This is a genomic window from Galenea microaerophila, assembly GCF_054657255.1.
Map to the genome: position 1 here is coordinate 187,788 of NZ_BAAHWZ010000002.1, position 15,223 is coordinate 203,010.

General features: G+C 46.3%; 18 protein-coding genes. 1 reads left to right on the forward strand and 17 read right to left on the reverse strand.

The features are described 5' to 3' along the window. The 17 genes from ACYQ05_RS06210 to rpmH all read right to left on the reverse strand — a co-directional run bounded on the left by ACYQ05_RS06210 (nucleotide 1) and on the right by rpmH (nucleotide 13,660). Nucleotides 1-537, reverse strand: coding sequence for a F0F1 ATP synthase subunit delta (locus ACYQ05_RS06210; protein WP_459819361.1), 537 nt, complete (start codon nucleotides 535-537; stop codon nucleotides 1-3). A gap of 9 nt (nucleotides 538-546) precedes the next feature. After that, nucleotides 547-1,017 carry a F0F1 ATP synthase subunit B gene (locus tag ACYQ05_RS06215; protein ID WP_459819363.1) on the reverse strand — a complete coding sequence of 157 codons (471 nt, stop codon included), beginning with the start codon at nucleotides 1,015-1,017 and terminating at the stop codon, nucleotides 547-549. 58 nt (nucleotides 1,018-1,075) lie between these two features. Then, a complete protein-coding gene (gene atpE, locus ACYQ05_RS06220) occupies nucleotides 1,076-1,360 on the reverse strand; it encodes a F0F1 ATP synthase subunit C (RefSeq protein ID WP_038138456.1) in 285 nt (94 codons plus the stop codon). A 115-nt stretch (nucleotides 1,361-1,475) separates the two neighbouring features. After that, the gene (gene atpB / locus ACYQ05_RS06225; protein ID WP_459819365.1) at nucleotides 1,476-2,303 is read right to left on the reverse strand and encodes a F0F1 ATP synthase subunit A; all 828 of its coding nucleotides are present in this window, start codon (nucleotides 2,301-2,303) and stop codon (nucleotides 1,476-1,478) included. A gap of 11 nt (nucleotides 2,304-2,314) precedes the next feature. After that, nucleotides 2,315-2,680: an ATP synthase subunit I gene (locus ACYQ05_RS06230; protein WP_459819367.1), complete on the reverse strand. Its 366-nt coding sequence runs from the start codon at nucleotides 2,678-2,680 to the stop codon at nucleotides 2,315-2,317. Further along, nucleotides 2,670-3,026 (reverse strand): AtpZ/AtpI family protein, encoded by a 357-nt coding sequence (locus ACYQ05_RS06235; protein ID WP_459819369.1) that lies wholly within the window; start codon nucleotides 3,024-3,026, stop codon nucleotides 2,670-2,672. Before ACYQ05_RS06235 ends, ACYQ05_RS06230 begins: the two co-directional genes overlap by 11 nt. A 197-nt stretch (nucleotides 3,027-3,223) precedes the next feature. Then, entirely contained in the window at nucleotides 3,224-4,099 is an 876-nt protein-coding gene (locus ACYQ05_RS06240) for a ParB/RepB/Spo0J family partition protein (RefSeq protein ID WP_459819371.1), read from the reverse strand. A gap of 10 nt (nucleotides 4,100-4,109) precedes the next feature. Beyond that, on the reverse strand, nucleotides 4,110-4,877 hold the full coding sequence (locus ACYQ05_RS06245; RefSeq protein ID WP_459819373.1) for a ParA family protein: 768 nt from the start codon (nucleotides 4,875-4,877) through the stop codon (nucleotides 4,110-4,112). Then, nucleotides 4,870-5,505 carry a 16S rRNA (guanine(527)-N(7))-methyltransferase RsmG gene (rsmG, locus tag ACYQ05_RS06250; protein WP_459819375.1) on the reverse strand — a complete coding sequence of 212 codons (636 nt, stop codon included), beginning with the start codon at nucleotides 5,503-5,505 and terminating at the stop codon, nucleotides 4,870-4,872. Before rsmG ends, ACYQ05_RS06245 begins: the two co-directional genes overlap by 8 nt. 4 nt (nucleotides 5,506-5,509) lie before the next feature. Further along, the gene (mnmG, locus tag ACYQ05_RS06255; RefSeq protein ID WP_459819377.1) at nucleotides 5,510-7,414 is read right to left on the reverse strand and encodes a tRNA uridine-5-carboxymethylaminomethyl(34) synthesis enzyme MnmG; all 1,905 of its coding nucleotides are present in this window, start codon (nucleotides 7,412-7,414) and stop codon (nucleotides 5,510-5,512) included. A 45-nt stretch (nucleotides 7,415-7,459) separates the two neighbouring features. Next, nucleotides 7,460-8,290, reverse strand: coding sequence for an NADPH-dependent 7-cyano-7-deazaguanine reductase QueF (gene queF, locus ACYQ05_RS06260; protein ID WP_459819379.1), 831 nt, complete (start codon nucleotides 8,288-8,290; stop codon nucleotides 7,460-7,462). 85 nt (nucleotides 8,291-8,375) lie between these two features. Beyond that, complete coding sequence (gene rlmD / locus ACYQ05_RS06265; RefSeq protein ID WP_459819381.1) at nucleotides 8,376-9,623, reverse strand: 23S rRNA (uracil(1939)-C(5))-methyltransferase RlmD; 1,248 nt, start codon at nucleotides 9,621-9,623, stop codon at nucleotides 8,376-8,378. A gap of 97 nt (nucleotides 9,624-9,720) precedes the next feature. Beyond that, complete coding sequence (mnmE, locus tag ACYQ05_RS06270; RefSeq protein WP_459819383.1) at nucleotides 9,721-11,070, reverse strand: tRNA uridine-5-carboxymethylaminomethyl(34) synthesis GTPase MnmE; 1,350 nt, start codon at nucleotides 11,068-11,070, stop codon at nucleotides 9,721-9,723. A 14-nt stretch (nucleotides 11,071-11,084) separates the two neighbouring features. Continuing rightward, a complete protein-coding gene (locus tag ACYQ05_RS06275) occupies nucleotides 11,085-11,408 on the reverse strand; it encodes a hypothetical protein (RefSeq protein ID WP_459819385.1) in 324 nt (107 codons plus the stop codon). A gap of 14 nt (nucleotides 11,409-11,422) precedes the next feature. After that, nucleotides 11,423-13,099: a membrane protein insertase YidC gene (gene yidC, locus ACYQ05_RS06280; protein WP_459819387.1), complete on the reverse strand. Its 1,677-nt coding sequence runs from the start codon at nucleotides 13,097-13,099 to the stop codon at nucleotides 11,423-11,425. A 1-nt stretch (nucleotide 13,100) separates the two neighbouring features. Beyond that, nucleotides 13,101-13,502: a ribonuclease P protein component gene (gene rnpA, locus ACYQ05_RS06285; RefSeq protein ID WP_459819389.1), complete on the reverse strand. Its 402-nt coding sequence runs from the start codon at nucleotides 13,500-13,502 to the stop codon at nucleotides 13,101-13,103. Nucleotides 13,503-13,525: 23 nt separating this feature from the next. Further along, the gene (gene rpmH / locus ACYQ05_RS06290; protein WP_459819390.1) at nucleotides 13,526-13,660 is read right to left on the reverse strand and encodes a 50S ribosomal protein L34; all 135 of its coding nucleotides are present in this window, start codon (nucleotides 13,658-13,660) and stop codon (nucleotides 13,526-13,528) included. Between the two features lie 106 nt (nucleotides 13,661-13,766). Here rpmH and ACYQ05_RS06295 point away from each other — a divergent pair, with 106 nt between their 5' ends. Beyond that, on the forward strand, nucleotides 13,767-15,155 hold the full coding sequence (locus ACYQ05_RS06295; RefSeq protein ID WP_459819392.1) for an APC family permease: 1,389 nt from the start codon (nucleotides 13,767-13,769) through the stop codon (nucleotides 15,153-15,155). Nucleotides 15,156-15,223 lie beyond the last annotated feature (68 nt).

A 15,223-nucleotide genomic window follows, 5' to 3' on the forward strand; every position in this document is an offset into this window, starting at 1 on the left:
TTAATGAGTAATGGCTGCGCCAAGTTCTTTCAATTGTGTTGCTACTGAGCCATCTATCACCCAGTCACCCACTTTAATTTTGATGCCACCAATCAATGAAGGGTCAACTTCATAATTGATCTCTACATTGGCATCATACTTCTTATTTAACGCAGTTTTTAATTGGTCTTCTTGCTCTTTAGTGAGTTCAAACGCTGTCAATACATTGGCTTTCACCCGTTTTTCTTCTTCCGCTTTTAAAGCTTCATAAATTTCAGCAATAAAAGGCAAGAGGATTAAACGGTGATTTTCTGCCAAAACCTGTAAAAGGTTCTTCGCCTGATCATTTAGAGCTTCCCCTAAAATATCGACATAAACCTGCACTTTATCGGCTTCAGAGATATTTGGGTTCTGTAACAAACCTTGCATCTCTTCTGTTGCCGTAATTGTTGCTAGGTTTTGCAATATATCAGACCATTCATTGAGGGTATTTGATGCTTTTGCAAGCTCAAACACCGCTTCAGCGTAAGGTCGAGCAATCGTGGTTAGTTCTGCCATAATCACTCCTTAGATTGATTTGACTAAGGAATCAAGCATTTCTTTATGTACAGTCGCATCAATCTCTTTACGCAAAATTTTCTCTGCGCCTTCAATCACAAGATTGGCTACTTCTTTACGAAGCTCTTCTCTTGCACGACTAATTTCTTGCTCTAGTTCGGCCTGGGCAGACGCTTTTATTCGGTCAGCTTCCTCGTTGGCTTTGACTTTCGCATCTTCTACGATTTCAGTGCCACGTTTTTCAGCTTGACTCAAAATAGCTTGAGCTTGAGTTTTGGCATCTTTAAGCACTTCTTTTGCGCGCTTTTCCGCCACTTCTAACTCATGTTTACCCTTCTCAGCGGCAGAAAGACCGTCAGCAATACGCTTTTGACGCTCTTCCATTAGCTTTGACAGCGGCCCCCACAGCACCTTATTCACAAACCAGATCAATAGCAAGAAAGCGATTATCTGGATGAGTAGGGTTGCATTAATACTCACGGTGGTTACCTCGTCATTCGTTGTTTAAAAAAAATTTCAATAATGCTTTATTCGTGAATTACGCACCTAGCGCAGCTTTCATCGCACCAACGAATGGATTAGCAAACAAGAACCACATTGCAAATGCCAAAATAATGAATGGGAAAGATTCCATCAAACCAGCGAAGATAAACATGTTTGTCATCAATGCTGGACGCATTTCAGGCTGACGCGCAATCCCTTCCAAAGTTTTAGAACAAATTAGACCCCAGCCAATTGCTGAGCCTAGACCTGCAGCTGCCAAGATCACACCCACACCAATTGCTGTAGCAGAATAGATATCCGCAATAAATTGAGCTTCCATTCAAAGTACTCCTTAAGTTAAAGTTAAAAGTTAAAGTTAAAAAAGCTTTTTACCCAAAAACTTGAGTAGGTGCGCTTAAACCTTTTGAATCAAAAGATTCCTTTCTAGTTGCGCATTAAACGTGGCCATCACCTTCGTGATCATGTGCCATGCCTAAATACACAATTGTCAACACCATAAAGATGAAGGCTTGAAGCGTGATCACCAACAAGTGGAAAATCAACCAACCAAGATCCAACACCGCTTGTAATGGTGCCCAGAATAGAGCAGCGGCACCCACTGCCAAAGTTCCACCGATCAAAGCGATCAGTAGGAATACGAGCTCCCCTGCAAACATATTACCAAATAGACGCAGTGCAAGAGAGAGCGGTTTTGCAATCTCTTCAATCGCAGTCATCACAATGTTGACAGGGATAAAAAACTTACCAAAAGGATGGAATAGGAAAACTTTAAGGTAACCCATCACGCCCTTGACTTTAATGTTATAGAAAATAACTAAAGCGAAAACCGTAAAAGCCAAAGCTAAGGTGGTATTCAAATCTGTGGTTGGCACCACTTTTAGATGCGCTTCAGGATTTCCAGTAATCACCTGCCAAAGATAAGGCAATAGATCAACAGGGATTAAATCCATAAAGTTCATCAACCAGACCCAAATAAAGATAGTTAAGGCTAGAGGACCAATAATCGGATTATGACCTGGGAAGGCGTCTCGAATATTGGCTTGAACAAACTCTAATATACTTTCTAAAAAGTTTTGCGTTTGGCCAGGAACACCTGTTGTGGCATTTTTAACGACCCTTGCACTAAACCAAACCATTAAAACTGCCAAAAAGGCACTAAAGAAAATTGTATCTACATTGAACGTCCAAAATCCTTCTCCGACCGTTGCATTTTGCAAGTGGTGCTGGATATATTCGACAGTCCCCATCTTTTCTGTACTCAAGGTCCTACTCCTTAATCAGTCAAACGACGCTTTCCATGAAGATTCGCCATCTGGCCGAGCTGCATCACGACAAAAGTGAGCACCACAGCCATCGGGTTCATCTTCAACCACGCCAGCCCAATAACAAATAACACAGCAAGCAGAATAAATCTGATTACTGCACTCAAATATAAAATCATGACGCCCTGTTTAGCATCTGTTTTCGCTTTATGGTTGGCCGCCTTAAAGGTCAATGCCAACATGCCAACATTTGCCAGCCCCAAAAAAACCCCATATAAGGCATCTAACCAGAGCTGTTGTGTGGCGAATATCGCCACCATTACCAATCCTAGAAACAGCTGAATCTTCAGTGGCTTTTGTGCCAAATTACTTTTCATTTTTTGCTGTCTTCTGCTGCATTTCTGTGAGCGGCACCCGGCCACTTTCTATGGTTTTCAGGGCTTTCTTTTCTGTCTCGACGAGATCCATTTTATTCAATAACTCGTGGACCTTAAGAATCCCGCCAATAAATCCCAATACCCCACAAGAGAGAATAAAAATGGGTTGGGTTTCAAACAAAGTATCCAATAGATACCCGAGAATAAACCCGGCCACAATCATGGAGGTAAAAACCGAACCTGCCCCCATTAGGATAAAATTCAATAGAGGCTTTTTTTTCTGTTCCACATCATCCAATCTTCGACCGGATGCATCCACCTCTACTCTTTTCGGTTCTTTACTCAAGTTTTCTCTCTCGCCGTTTACAAAAAATTGCAAACTGAATAGGTTAAACGGTCAATAATGATACCGGTTAATCCTGTAAATTACCACCCTTTTACCGGCCTTTTTAGGCACGACTTCGTTGTTTTATGCAATCTTACCCACATCTTGTTGCCGCTCAATGTCAATACCACAATATGCTGTTAATGAAAGTTTGAATTTTATTTTTCAACGAGCGATTTCAAGAGTGTTTGTAAAGATTCTTCCGAATCGTAAGCAATTTCAATTTTACCTTTTCCTGTTGGACGATGATTAATTTTGATGGGATGGCCCAACTGTTCACTTAATCGTTGCTGTTGCTGTTGCAAATGATCAGGCAGTTGAGGCTTATTAGCCTTTTTCACTTTGCCTTTTGTCGGCACCAATAAATTTTGTACATAAGCCTCAGTTTCTCGCACCGACCAGCCACGCTGAAGAATCTTCTCCACAATTTCTAGCTGCAAATTTTCAGGTAAAGTGATAATGGCACGCGCATGCCCCATAGTGAGTTCACCGTGATGCAGTGCATCTTGAATCGATTGTGGCAACTTTAACAGTCGCAAGAGATTGGTCACGCCTGTTCGCGAACGACCAACCGCTTCTGCCACCTCTTTTTGCGTCAGCTCAAACTCTTGCATAAAGCGCTTCAATCCCATCGCAGTTTCAATGGGATTTAGATCTTCTCGTTGGATATTCTCTATCAACGCCATGGCAATGGTTTCTTGATTATCCGCTTGGCGAATAATAACAGGCACCGTTTCCAAGCCGGCCATTTTCGCAGCACGCCAGCGCCGCTCACCTGCAATAATTTCATACTGTTCATTAGCCATTGGCTTAACCACTATCGGCTGCACCAATCCTTGCTGCTTAATGGATTCCGCCAGGTCCTGTAAAGCCGTTTCTTCAAACTGCTGACGAGGCTGGTAAATCCCCGGTTGAATGGCCGTAATCGGTAGTTTTTCGACGCGCGCCTCATGGATTTGCTTTTCAGCTTTCTGCTTACCTTCAATCAGTGCACTTAAGCCGCGTTTACCCATCCCACTTCGTTTTTTTGCCATGGTTTATCCTTTAAATTTTGTGCTTACGAATCAGCTCATTGGCCAGCGCTAAATAGGCCGTTGCCCCATTGGATTTGGCATCATATTCCAGAATCGATTCCCCATAACTGGGTGCTTCAGCCAAACGCACATTTCGCGGAATAATGGTTTGTAATACCTTCATCCCAAAGTGCGCCACCAACTCGTTCGACACATCATTCGCCAAATTATTACGGCGGTCATGCATGGTTCGCAACAGACCATCCATAAACAGATCAGGGTTCAGGTTTTCTTGCACCACTTCCACAGTATCCATCAATGCCGAAACGCCCTCTAACGCAAAATATTCACACTGCACCGGCACCAATAATCCATCCGCAGCGGTTAAGGCGTTCAGCGTCAGCATATTCAGTGTGGGGGGACAATCGATTAAAACCGCATCATATTTTTTACGGATTTTTTTCAGCGCTTTCCGCAGACGACCGGTACCATTCTCATCCTCAGTTAAGGTGACTTCAGCCGCTGTCAAGTCCCCATTAGCGCCCACAATGGCAACCCCCGAAACCTCATCCAACACGATGGCTTGCGCCATTTTACACTCACCCAGCAGCACATCATAGATGGTTTGTTCTAACGCATCTTTTTCTAATCCCAACGCCACGGTGGCATTGCCTTGTGGGTCCAAATCAATTAACAAGGTCTTTTTCCCAAGGCGTGCAAAAGACGCTGCCAAGTTCACGGCGGTGGTGGTTTTGCCGACACCGCCTTTTTGGTTTGCCACAGCAATGACTCTACCCATGCGTCTTCTCTTTTAGCTGAATTAATGTTCGCTCTGCGGATAAAAATGGCACCTTTAAAGGGATCACTTGCACCACTTCTACACCCTCTAATTGCGTTAAATCTTCGGTCTCTTTTTGACCTTTCATCGCCCACCAAAATCCCTCTTTAGCCAGCAGGTGCTGTGTCCAGTGCACCATCTCCTCAATACGTGCAAAGGCGCGCGAAATAATGCCGTCATAAAGTATTTCAGGTTGATAGGTTTCGACACGACAATGGTGAATTTGACTATTTTGCAATCCTAACACCCCTTTTGCCTGCACCAAAAAACGGGTTTTTTTATGATTACTGTCCAGCATATCCACCTGCTTTTCTGGGAACATAATCGCCAAAACCACCCCTGGCAGTCCGCCGCCTGTTCCGACATCAATCATGCGCTCAAACTGCAGATGCGGCACCACCGTCAAGCTATCAATAATATGCTTGACCAACATCTCTTCTGGCTCTCGAATCGCAGTCAGATTATAGGTTTGATTCCATTTTTGCAAGAGTGCTAAATACTGTAACAGCTGCGCCTGTTGCTGGGGAGAGAGCGCAATCCCTAACTGTTCACTGGCTTGTTCAAGTTTGTCGGAAAAAAGCTGCTGCACGCGGTTACGCTCCCTCTTTGGCAGCCATTGAACGGTGCTTCTTCAAATAGATCAATAACAGCGAAATGGCTGCTGGAGTCACACCAGAAATGCGAGACGCCTGCCCAAGCGTTGCGGGTTTATGATCACGAATCTTCTGTTTAACCTCATTAGACAAACCACTCACCTGGTCTAAATCAAAATCCTCCGGAATTTTGACCGCTTCTGAACGCTTTAATTTTTCAATCTCTTGCAGCTGGCGGGTAATATAACCGGCATATTTCGCCTCAATCTCCAACTGCTCAATCACCTTCTCATCCAGCGTTTCATCCAGCTCTTGCTGAAACAGTTCCAACTCCGACAACGCTTGATAGGTGACCTTGGGGCGTTTCAGCAAATCAAACAGCGTCTGCTCTTTGCTAAGTGGCAGCTCCATTAAAGCTTCCGCTTTTTTCGCTTCCTCGTGTTGCGGATAGATCCAAGTGTCCATTAAACGCTGCTTCTCACGCTCAAACGCTTCCATTTTGCTTTCAAACGCCAACCAGCGAGCATCGTCCACCAGCCCAAGCTCTCGTCCAATCGGTGTTAGCCGCTGATCCGCATTGTCTTCCCGCAGCATTAATCGGTATTCAGCGCGTGAAGTAAACATGCGATAAGGCTCATTGGTGCCCAAAGTAATCAAATCATCCACCAAGACCCCAATATAGGCCTCATCTCGTCGTGGATACCAAGGAGACTTTAACTGCGCCCGTCGAGCGGCATTAATGCCGGCCAATAAGCCTTGTGCCGCCGCCTCTTCATAACCGGTGGTACCATTGATTTGGCCAGCAAAATAGAGACCGTGAATCTGGGTCTCCAGCGTCGGTTTGAGCCCTCTTGGATCAAAATAATCATATTCAATCGCATAACCTGGACGCAGAATCCGTGCATGTTCCATCCCTTTCAACGAATGCACAATCTGCACCTGAGTTTCAAAAGGCAGGCTCGTTGAAATCCCATTGGGATAGAGCTCAGTGGTGGTCAGACCTTCCGGCTCAATAAACACCTGATGAGACGGCTTATCGGCAAAACGCACCATCTTGTCTTCAATCGATGGACAATAGCGTGGACCGACTCCATCGATCACCCCTGTAAACAGCGGGGACTTATCCAACGAGCTCATAATCGCTTCACGCGTTTGCTCATTCGTATGAGTGATATAACAAGGAATCTGTTTGGGGTGCATGGAACGACGTCCCATAAAAGAGAACACCGGTTCTGGGTCGTCTCCCGGCTGAATTTGCATCGCCTCAAAATCGACGGTCCGTGCATCTATCCGCGGTGGCGTCCCGGTTTTCAATCGTCCAACCGGTAAATCCAGCTCACGCAAACGGGCAGCCAAACGATTTGCCGGCTCATCGCCCGCACGCCCGCCTTCGTAGTTTTGCATACCAATATGAATCCGACCCGCTAAAAAAGTGCCGGCGGATAAAATGACTTGACGGGCATAGAATTTCAAGCCCATTTTGGTGACCACGCCTGCTACCTCATCCCCTTCCAAAAGGACATCTTCTACCGCCTGCTGAAAGAGCGAGAGGTTGACTTGGTTTTCTAATCGGGTACGGATCGCTTGGCGATAAAGCAGACGATCCGCTTGTGCCCGAGTGGCACGGACAGCAGGGCCTTTGGAAGCATTTAAGGTGCGAAACTGAATCCCAGCCTCATCAATCGCCAACGCCATCGCTCCGCCTAAGGCATCCACCTCTCTAACCAAATGGCCTTTACCAATGCCACCAATGGCGGGATTGCAAGACATCTGGCCAAGCGTATCGATATTATGGGTCAACAAAAGTGTTTTTGCCCCCATGCGTGCAGCCGCTAACGCCGCCTCGGTCCCCGCATGACCGCCACCGACTACAATCACATCATAACGCAAAAAACTTCCGTCCACTTTATATACCAAATCCAAATTAAAAGAATTTATTATAGCATGGCGCTATTGGCGCACCAATCGGCTTAAATCAAATGTCACCTCAAAGTTGGCTCGATAGGGGTTAATATCCAACCCGCCCCGACGAACATAGCGCGCATACACCAATAGTTTTTCTGGCTGACAAATCGTTAAGATATCGGTAAAAATACGCTCTACACACTGCTCATGAAATTCATTATGCTCTCGGAATGAGACAATATAGGCCAGTAGATGATCATGTCGAATGGGCGCGCCTTCATACTCAATCACCACTGTCCCCCAATCAGGCTGGCCGGTTACCAAACAGTTAGATTTGAGCAGGTGTGAATAGAGCCGCTCACCCACTTTCGGTAGATGCGGTTGCGCCTGAAGCAAGTCGGGTTTGACCTGATAATGAGAGACCTCAATCGGCAAATCGTCCAAACACTTGGCATGCGGCGGATGCGCAATCAAGGTTTGTGGCGTCTCCAGTGAAATCATTTCTACACGCACCGGTGCGCCACAGGCTTGCGTTAAATCTAACTCTAAATGGCGGATGACATCATTTTCACTGCCAAAGTGCGTGCCATTCAGACTATTCAGATAGAGTTTAAACGATTTAGACTCTATCAAATTGGGGGAATCCGCTGCAAAAGTAAACTGCGCCATGCGCGCTTCCGGCTTACCTTGTTCATTCAGCCAAGAGAGCTCATAGGCCGTCCACACATCCACCCCATGAAAAGGCAATTCATTTTCTGCAATGCCTAATTCTGTCCGCTTCTGCTGTCGAGGAATCGGAAACAGTAGACTGGGATCATACTGATGACAATAAGGGCTCTCTTTACCGAGCAGACTCTGTTCAGGACGATTTTCCATGATATAACCTTTGAATATTTTCCAACGACGACTCGGGCAATTGTAGCCATTTTTAGCTGTGGCGTCACCTCGTTCAAAGCCCTGCTTACATTCTAAAAATGCGTTTATTGGGTCGAGGTTTTTTCGCTTTGCGTTTTTGCAATAAGACCATAGCCTCCGTGTGATAGGTTTGCGGGAACATATCCACCATCCCCGCCTTCACCAATTCATACCCTTGTTGCGCTAAAATTTTTACATCGCGAATCAAAGTCGCCACATGACAGGAGACATAGACAATGCGCTGCGCTTGTAGCTGTCCCAACACTTCACACACCTGTTTAGCACCTGGACGGCCGGGATCGAGCAAGATGGCGTCATATTGTTGTGCTTTAAACCACGGCGCGTATTGAAAATCCTCAGCAAACAAATCTGCTTGATAAAACGCCACCTCATGCAATTGATTGATTTGGGCATTCTTGTGCGCTTGCGTCACCAAATCGGCCAGCCCTTCCACTCCTACCACTGTGCCAGCATCTTTAGCCAGCGGCAATGTAAAGTTACCAATCCCACAAAACAGATCCAACACCTTATCTGACTTTTTAAGTTGCAACCACTCTAAAGCTTGAACCACCATCTTCTGATTGACCAGCGCATTCACCTGAACAAATTCACTGGGTTGAAAAAACAGCTGCAAATCTTGTAGCCGATAATAAGGCTGCGCGTCCATTTGCGTAAGAGGCAGTTCCTCCTCTCCCTGCCAGAATACGCCATTGTCAGCGGCCACTTCCACACAGGTACGCTCTTTACGACTGGCAAGTGGGATTAAGTTGGGACGTACCTCTGCCAAGACGCTGTTCATAGATTCTGTCAACACTGGGCAGCTGGGCACATCCACCAACCGAGTGCTGTGTAAACGGCGAAAGCCCAACTTTTGCGCTTTATCTACTGCATCTCGCGCCAACACCCACTTGGCTCGCCGACGATAGCCATAAGCTTCGCCCACCAAAGGCGGCACCACTTCACATTGTTTGGGTTGAACGGCACTCAATAACGGTTGGATAAAGTTGCGCATTTTCCATTCGCGCTGTCCTTCTGGCGAAAGATGCTGCAATTGACAGCCACCACAAACGCCATACAAAGCACATTGAGGAGAGACGCGCTCTGGCGAAGGGTGCAAAACCTCAATCAGCTCAGCCTCATCGAAGCTCGCCTCTCGGTTGACAATCTGGGCCAGCACCCGCTCTTTAGGCAATCCTCCAGCAACAAAGACTTTTTTACCTGACAAAACGCCAACGCCACGTCCATCATGAGTCAAACCTGTCAATTCAATTTCAATTTTCACACGATTTTCCAATTTTTTTCCAATTTCCCCAGTCCTGCCTAAAATTTAGACAGAACAATCCTTCACTTAACGGAATTCTTAAAGCATTGAACAAGGATAGATCAGAATTTTACTTTCCAATACAAAAGGAGGTAAAGATTTTGCCGAGCAGGTCATCAGAAGTGAAGCGGCCGGTAATTTCAGAGAGCGCATGCTGCGCTTGTCGTAGGTCTTCCGCTAGCAATTCGCCTGCCGCATAGGCTTCAAGCTGCTGTTGGCCTGTTTCAATGAAGTGTAAAGCAGTTTGTAGTGCTTCTAAATGACGTTTGCGGGCCATAAAAACCCCTTCGGTGGTTTGGGCATACCCCATCTCACGCTTCAGGTGCTGTTTGAGTAGATCCAACCCTTGGCGGTGCTTAGCGGAGAGCCAAATGATGGTTCGTCCTTGCGCATCGGTTTCGATTTTAGGCGACATCTCTATTAAATCAATCTTATTGCGAATCAAGGTGACCGGTAGTTCATCCGGCAGCTGATCTAAAATCGCTTGGTCCTCAGGATGAATGGCTTCACCGGCTTGCAAGACCACTAAAACGCGATCCGCTTGCTCCAGAGCTTGCCAAGCGCGCGCTATACCAATCTGTTCTACGGCATCAGTCGCTTCGCGCAGCCCCGCAGTATCTAAAATATGCAGGGGCATGCCATCAATTTGAATCTCTTCTTTAACAATATCACGCGTCGTGCCGGCAACATCTGTAACAATCGCCGTTTCCCGGCCAGAGAGTGCATTGAGCAGACTGGATTTCCCCGCATTGGGACGACCGAGAATCACCACAGACATGCCTTCTCGCAGCAGCACCCCTTGCTGTGCGGTTTTCATTATTTGGCGCAATTGATCAAGAATCTCCTGCAATTGACCCGCCACCTTACCGTCCGACAGAAAATCAATCTCCTCTTCAGGAAAGTCGATGGCCGCCTCCACATAAGTACGCAGAGCGATTAAATCTTCAACTAAAGCATTAATTTGAGTCGAAAAATCGCCTTGCAAGGAGCGTAAGGCTGAGCGCGCCGCCTGTTCAGAGCTGGCATCAATTAAGTCTGCAATCGCTTCCGCTTGCGCTAAATCGAGCTTGTCATTAAGAAAAGCTTGTTTAGAAAACTCACCTGGCTCAGCCAGTCGTGCACCTTGCGCCACAACCGCCTCAAGTAACCATTGCAGGACAATGGGACCACCATGCGCCTGCAGCTCTAACACATGTTCGCCGGTAAATGAGTGCGGGGCGGCAAAATAGAGGGCAATGCCTTGATCAAGGATTTGATCTTCTGTCCCATAAAAAGGGCCATAATGGGCATAGCGCGGTTGAGGCAAAGTGTGTAAGAGTGCCTGAGCGATGCGAGGCACTTCGGGACCTGACACCCGCACAACCCCGACGCCGCCGCGTCCGGGCGGTGTCGCAATGGCGGCAATTGTCTCTGAAGTCATTGTTAAATCAGTGCTTAGACCAATACCTGATAGGTGGTGGTCTTCAAATCGGTCACATAGCCTTTAGCTTCCAAAGCCGCCTTGGCCTTGTCATGCTTCTTCTTAGACGTGAAGGTCATCTCTTCAGGTTCATCATTGATTTTAAAAGACAAAACATACAAGGGCTTCGTTTCGACCTTAGGCTCTGCTGCTTGGATAGCGGCTGCGCCTGCGTTTTCCAGCGGCAGATAGCCATTTTCCGTTTTGTAACATAAAGGCTGAGTGCCATCGGCCACAATAAAGTCCACTTTGCCATACATCGGATGGTCTTTACCGGGCTTTTGATAACTGATTTGCATTTAAGTTCGCTCCTCTATTTGGCGGCTTCGCCTTTCTCAATTTTACGCGTAATATACCACTGCTGCGCCACGGAAAGGATATTGTTCACCACCCAGTACAACACCAATCCAGCTGGGAAGAAGGCAAAGAAAATGGTAAAGATAAACGGCAACAGGCGCATAACTTTCTGCTGCATCTCATCCATCATATCGGATGGGTTTAGCTTCTGCTGGATATACATGGTCACACCCATAATCACCGGCAGGATATAGTAAGGATCCGGACTTGAGAGATCCTGAATCCACCCAATCCAAGGCGCTTGACGCATTTCAGCTGAATAGAGCAGCACCCAGTAGAGCGCAATAAAGACGGGCATCTGCACCAGAATTGGCAAACAACCCCCGAGAGGATTGATCTTTTCCTCTCTATACAGCTCCATCATTTTCTTCTGGAACAGCTCTTTATTGTCGCCATAGTTCTCTTTCAGCTGTTTCAATTTCGGCGAGAATTTTTTCATTTTCGCCATAGAGCGATAGCTCGCCTCTGAAAGCTTATAGAACAAAAGCTTGATCAAAATCGTCAACAGAATAATCGACCATCCCCAGTTGCCGACCACATTATGAATTTTTTCCAACAGCCAGAAAATGGGTTCCGCAATAAAGGTCAAAACACCATAATCAACGGTTCGTTCTAGCCCCGGGGCAATTTGAGCAAGCTTGTCCTGAATAATCGGTCCAAGATAGAGTTCAGAATTTAAGTCAGCTGACTGTTGAGGCGGAATGGTCACCACAGGTTGCACCACCCCTGCCGCATATTTTCCTTCGCCCAGCGCTTTGGCATAGAGCATGTTTTTCTGATCTTGATGAGGAATCGCCGCAGAGATAAAGTAGTGCTGGATCATCGCCACCCAACCCCCTTGGGTATTCACCGACACTGGCTGCTTATCTAATTCATCGAAAGGGTGTTTGACATATTTGTCTTCGGCAAGCGGGTCATAAATAACAGGGCCGGTATAGGTATACATAAAACTATTATGATCAGGGTCATAACGGTTACGCACCAGTTGCGAGTAAAGACTTCCTGACCAAGGTTTATCGCTATTATTTTCGACTTTATAGTCCAGTTTAACCGTATATTCACCCTGAGTGAAGGTGTAGGTTTTGGTCACTTTGACTCCCGCTTTTTCCCACACTAAAGGCACAGTTAAGGTGTTGCCATGCAATGTATAGTTCACTTTTTGAGCTTTATAGACATCTTTATGGGTCGGCGCAGGCAGCTTGGCATCTGGCAGCTTAGCAATCCCGTTTTGGGCAACATAATACATCTGTCCTTGATCACCCATCAATTGGAACGGTTGATTGCGATCATTAGAAGCCCCATACTTAAGCAGATCAACCTTACGAATATCCCCACCATAAGTGTCAATCTCGACGGCTAATACATCGGTTTTGACATGAATACGCTGTTTAGAAGGCGCCGTTGGTTGCGTACTCGGAACGCTCTGCACCGAGGGCTTATCAGAATTGGCCGCCATTGGCACATCCGCTTGGGTTTGACTTTGCGGAGCTGACTGCGCAGCCGGCACCTCTGTCGTTTGCGCCTGCATTTTTTGGGCTTCCAGACTTTTTTGTGCCGAAAACTGGCTCCATTCCATCCAAATCCATAAAAGGGTAAAGCCCAAAGCCAACCACCAAAATGATCTCATATTCATGCTATTCTGATTCCTTAGCAATTTTTCGAATTAAATGTAAAAAGCTGCGCACCAGCGTGTCACTGTCCACCTGTTCCATACCGCGCCGCGTCAAAACCACAATATCATACCCTGCCAGCTCGACTTTATGTTGACGAAATGTCTCTCTAGCAATTCTTTTTATCCGATTACGCCACACCGCTTTCGGCAACTGTTTTTTGGCGATTGCCAAACCCAATCGAGGATAAGACAGTTCATTTGGACGCACAATAAAGGTCCAATGCCGATTGGCATACTTTTTTGCTTTTGCAAAAACCTGTTGAAATTCTTTAGGAGAGAGTAGCCGATTGGCCTTGGGGAAATCCGGACAGTCCAGGCAGATAGACTCTGCCTGCTGTTCAGAAGGGGACGCATTGATCGCCATTGTGTTAAAAACAATGCCGAAGACTAAGGGGTTAGACGCTTGCGTCCTTTTGCACGACGAGCCGCAATCACTTTACGACCGTTTTTAGTCGCCATACGAGCACGGAAACCGTGCGTACGAGCACGTTTTAGAGTACTGGGTTGAAATGTACGCTTCATGATTTGAGTCCTTAAATTTGGGAGTTCTATTCAAAATCGAATCCGGCATTATATAGATAAACTACTAAAAAAACAACCCTTATCTACACTTAAGGGATTATAATAAATGTCAAAAAATTTAGGGGGAAAAATGGCCAGAAAAATTGGTTTGATTGAAGCTTTCAGCATCGGTGTCGGTGGCATGGTGGGAGGGGGCATTTTTGCCGTATTGGGGCTCAGTATTGACTTGGCCAAAGGCGGAGCCCCCTTGGCATTCGCCTTCGCAGGCCTCATCGCCTTGATCACCACCTACTCCTATGTCAAACTCTCTTTGCGCTATCCTTCTGAAGGGGGGACCACAGAATTTATCGTGCGCGCTTTTGGCAATGGTTCATTTAGCACTTTTGTGAATAGCCTTCTGGTGATGAGTTATATCATTATGTTGTCCCTATATGCCTTTGCCTTTGGCAGCTATGGTGCGGCACTTTATGGTTACGAAAATGACCCTTGGGTGCCCAAAATACTCTCTGCCAGTGTCATCGCTGTTTTTGTTTTCATTAATCTTTTAGGCGCTTTTTTAACCGGTAAAGCCGAAGATATTTTGGTGTTTTCTAAGGTGGCCATTCTGCTATTGTTTATTGCGCTCGGCCTTTCCACGACACAATGGGCGCAAATGACCCCCGATAAATGGGCGCCGCTACTGAATATCCTCACGGGAGGCTTAATCATTTTTTTAGGCTACGAAGGGTTTGAGCTGATTGCCAATGCGGCACGTGATGTCAAAGAGCCGCAAAAGAACCTCCCTCGCGCCTATTACAGCGCAGTGATTTTTGTCATTGTGCTCTATGTGACCATCGCCATTGTCACCGTGGGGAATGTCAGTTTTGAGCAGGCCAAACAAGCCCAAGACTATGTATTAGCCATTGCAGCTGAACCCTTTTTAGGTCATACCGGCTTTGTTTTAATTGGGATTGCTGCGTTAATCTCGACCGCTTCTGCTATTAATGCCACTCTCTATGGCGGCGGACGAATGGCCTTACTGGTCGCTCGACTGGGTGAAATTCCGGAAATCTTTGAGCAAAAAGTGAAAAATGGCTTTATGAGCATGATTATTTTGGGCGTTATCAGTGCACTTTTTGCCACCAGTTTCAATGTCGCCAATATTTCGATCGCGGGCAGCATGGGCTTTTTAATCATTTTTACCTTAGTCAATTTAGCCAATTATCGCTTGGCCAAAGAGACGCACAGCCGTCGTTGGATTGCTGGGCTGGGTTTTGTAACCACTCTATCCGCTACCATTATTTTGGTCGGATATAATGCCATTCATCATCCGCATGAACTGATCAGCAGCAGTATTGTGATTGCCATGACCGCGGGCTATACGCTTTATCATTTTCTGTTCCGGGATAAGCGTTATCGTCTTAAGCCATTTTTGGATCATCGCCTCAAACGTGAAGAGATCCTACGCTTACAACAAACACTCACAAAGAAAGCAGAGACAAATGAACCCCAATAACAACTGTCACACTGCTTTCATTTTTTATCCACGCCATTTCGCATACAATAGGCCTATTTTGAATGAGC

Excerpts from the sequence above, each read along its gene's own strand:
- ACYQ05_RS06295 (WP_459819392.1), top strand. The coding sequence starts at position 13,767 with ATGTCAAAAAATTTAGGGGGAAAAATGGCCAGAAAAATTGGTTTGATT.
- queF (WP_459819379.1), bottom strand. The coding sequence starts at position 8,290 with ATGGAAAATCGTCCTGAACAGAGTCTGCTCGGTAAAGAGAGCCCTTAT.
- ACYQ05_RS06240 (WP_459819371.1), bottom strand. The coding sequence starts at position 4,099 with ATGGCAAAAAAACGAAGTGGGATGGGTAAACGCGGCTTAAGTGCACTG.
- atpE (WP_038138456.1), bottom strand. The coding sequence starts at position 1,360 with ATGGAAGCTCAATTTATTGCGGATATCTATTCTGCTACAGCAATTGGT.
- rnpA (WP_459819389.1), bottom strand. The coding sequence starts at position 13,502 with ATGGCGATCAATGCGTCCCCTTCTGAACAGCAGGCAGAGTCTATCTGC.
- ACYQ05_RS06245 (WP_459819373.1), bottom strand. The coding sequence starts at position 4,877 with ATGGGTAGAGTCATTGCTGTGGCAAACCAAAAAGGCGGTGTCGGCAAA.
- mnmE (WP_459819383.1), bottom strand. The coding sequence starts at position 11,070 with ATGACTTCAGAGACAATTGCCGCCATTGCGACACCGCCCGGACGCGGC.
- ACYQ05_RS06230 (WP_459819367.1), bottom strand. The coding sequence starts at position 2,680 with ATGAAAAGTAATTTGGCACAAAAGCCACTGAAGATTCAGCTGTTTCTA.
- yidC (WP_459819387.1), bottom strand. The coding sequence starts at position 13,099 with ATGAATATGAGATCATTTTGGTGGTTGGCTTTGGGCTTTACCCTTTTA.
- ACYQ05_RS06210 (WP_459819361.1), bottom strand. The coding sequence starts at position 537 with ATGGCAGAACTAACCACGATTGCTCGACCTTACGCTGAAGCGGTGTTT.
- rpmH (WP_459819390.1), bottom strand. The coding sequence starts at position 13,660 with ATGAAGCGTACATTTCAACCCAGTACTCTAAAACGTGCTCGTACGCAC.
- ACYQ05_RS06275 (WP_459819385.1), bottom strand. The coding sequence starts at position 11,408 with ATGCAAATCAGTTATCAAAAGCCCGGTAAAGACCATCCGATGTATGGC.